We start from the raw sequence: 3,025 nt of genomic DNA on the forward strand, positions 1-3,025 counted from the left end.
GTTTATAATCTTCAATTCATTTTCATATCATTTATTTCTGCTTAAGATTCTACATTGTCCATTCTATGACAACAAATTTTCTTAAAGTTTCTGTGTGTTACTCTGACTATAAAGCTAAATTGACTCATATATAGCAGTGTGTTGCTTTTTTTGTTGTTAAAATTGCAAGATTTTTTATCTTAAATATTACTATCACAACCCTGAATACAAAATTCTTAATTAATATCATTCATTGATGTTTTTAGCTATTCTTGGCTTTTTGTGTCTTTAGATTGAGGCAGAGCCCACTGTAGTAAGATGACAAAATTTCTAGCACCGTCAAGAAATATATGCGTACCCAAAATAAAAACAGCTGATAACTAGATTTTATAATGCAGTGGATATAAACTTATGCTTCCTTGTGGTAAATCCTAAATTAAAACTTTTTTATTTGTTGCTTTTCTTAAGGGAAATGTGTGTTTTGTATCCTCAATACAAGATTGAAAAGTTATTTACTAAAAACCGCATTGCTACAAACTCTCAGACATTGATAAATGTGGGGGAGGGGGGGGCAAATAGCTATGACGCTTGTGTCAATAAGATTTGATTCTGGATTTTCACCGAAGCTTTCAGGGTTTGACTAACCAACTCTTGCAGCGCATACTTTATTTAAATGATATGCTTGATAATTAATTTCTCAAAAATAAACTATGAAACTTTTAGAGAATAAACCGATTTTTATAGAAAATGATTGAGGAGTTTGTATGAGACAATCTTGGTTGAGATATGAGTCAATACGCAAAAGGCTAATTAAAAATATTCTTAGCAATATTTTCTCAAGCACCGTAACAGCCAAATTCTTATCAAGAATATCTTATTTACTTTATTTTTTTGTGTATTGTTTTTTTGGTTGTTTGTTTATTTCTTTTGTGATTGCTAAAGCTCCAAATGAACCTTATTTTTCAACCAAAAGCAAACAATTAAGCGAGCCTCCTGCTTTACCACAAATTTACGGAATAGAATTGCCAAATAATATAGTAGAATTTTTCCCCTCACCACCGCCAAAAGAAAGCTTTAATGCTTTTTTACCTCCAAATCCTATGATTATGGAAGTTTGTGCAATTACTGGACAACCACTTTATTATTATGCAAGCAAAGAAGAGTTGCTGAATGGTTGCTATCGTGGAGATAGCGGACTTAGCTTTTTTGAATTACAGCCTTACCAATATTGGCAAGCATTAACTCCGTTAAAAGAAGTCCAGCTTATTCCATATAATCATTTGGTAAATAATGTTATTAGAATTCTTGTAAATTACAAATATGTCGGACATGACGAAAGTATAGCTAGCATTGAAATAGGCGATACAAATTATCCTGCAACATTCATTAGTATCAACGGACAGAACTTTCAAAATAATTATGCAGTCATGAGTGCATTCTATGGGTTAATTATGGAAATTACACAAGAAGCATACCTAAAAGAGTTGCCATATACCCAACCTCATTATCAAAGTAATACAGCACAGTATTATCGACAAACAAGACATTAACTATCTAGTATTTAATACTACAAAGTCTAAATTGAGTAGAACGCAATGTTGAGTGTTGGAATTTCAATTCCCTAGTTATTTTTAATAGTTATTTTTAATAATGAATAGCATAAAATAATGCCAGAAGAGAATGACTGACTGCTTTATTGGCGGATAACAAACTATTAAGTCATGAGTATGAAAGGCTATATGCTTTCAAAGTAAGTAATGATGTATTTGTAGTTTAGAATCAAAGACTAGGGGGGGGTTCAATATACTAGTAGTTCTTGTAGGTTTGGCTTCTATTCTTTTATAAAAACAAGTGTACTGAATATAATTTTGTGTAAGAGTCTATTCTCACGTTGCCTTTTTGAATTATCAATCTTGGCATAACAATGTTTCGATGCTATTAGCGACCCCATTAGTCAATATCAACATAACAATCCCTCCCTCCATAACAAATATACTCAATAGTGAGATAAAATAATCAATCATGCAAATTAGCATGATTCTATTCCTCTTGATGTCAGAGACATGATAAGATTTGTGTATCATTGACTAAGCAGACACCTCTTTGATATTTAGAGATGAATACAGAGAATCTTTTCTCTATGGACACAAAGGAGTCTCTATTATTCTGCTAAATAACCTACTCTAAATAACCTGCTAGATGACTTGCATTCTAATAGATGTCTCAACTCTATTAACTTTATAATCTCAATTATCTTAGATTCTGTCTCTATTATCTCTTAGATTCTCACAATCTCTATTCCATACTCTATACCTTAGATTCTCTCTATCCTCTCTCTGTTTTCTATCATTCAATCTTCTCTTAAGGGATAATCATAGATATTAGTGTGAGTATTTCTGTGTTGTAGATGTTGTTATAGATAGATAGATGTTACCAAGTCCTTCTATCTTTTGAGAGAATAAGCTTAGGGGTATTCCTTAGAGAGAGTGTTTTGTAGAACTTATGGGATAAATAATTACTAGGATAGCTGCATTCTTTGGGTTATTTGCAATGACATTTATTGAATCTTAACTCTTTAGCATAATTTGAGATTCCAAACGTGAGAAAAGGAAAGAATAGCTATAATACAATAATCGTTGAAAGGATTAAAGATGAGCAATTATTCTGAATCAGAAATTGCTGAAGTAGCATTGCAAATCATAAGTGAAAATGAGGGCATAAGGACAAGTGAGCTTATTCAAAAATGCCAAGAAAATGAACCCAGATGGTGAAGATTTAGCAATACTTAAAGATAGAAATGATGATAAATTTTCTCAAAAAGTGAGAAATCTCAAAAGTCATAATACATTGCAAAATAAAGTCATAACTATCGGAGATACAAATAGACAATGGTATAGTAAAGAACACTATGAACAAAGCATTAAATCTTAAAACAAATGTCATTCTACAAGGCAATAGCCTAGAGTTACTCCAAATAATTCCAAATGATAGCATTGATTTAATCTTTGCTGACCCGCCTTATTTTATGCGTGTAGAGGGAGTTTTG

Annotated in this window: 2 protein-coding genes; both read left to right on the forward strand. The window is 31.6% G+C overall.

The features are described 5' to 3' along the window. The first annotated feature begins 743 nt into the window (after nucleotides 1-743). Nucleotides 744-1,529, forward strand: a complete 786-nt coding sequence (locus tag CQA44_RS11640) for a hypothetical protein (RefSeq protein ID WP_115547377.1) — start codon at nucleotides 744-746, stop codon at nucleotides 1,527-1,529. Nucleotides 1,530-2,733: 1,204 nt separating this feature from the next. Then, nucleotides 2,734-2,910 (forward strand): hypothetical protein, encoded by a 177-nt coding sequence (locus CQA44_RS12785; protein ID WP_181881903.1) that lies wholly within the window; start codon nucleotides 2,734-2,736, stop codon nucleotides 2,908-2,910. Nucleotides 2,911-3,025 lie beyond the last annotated feature (115 nt).

Source organism: Helicobacter sp. MIT 14-3879, assembly GCF_003364125.1.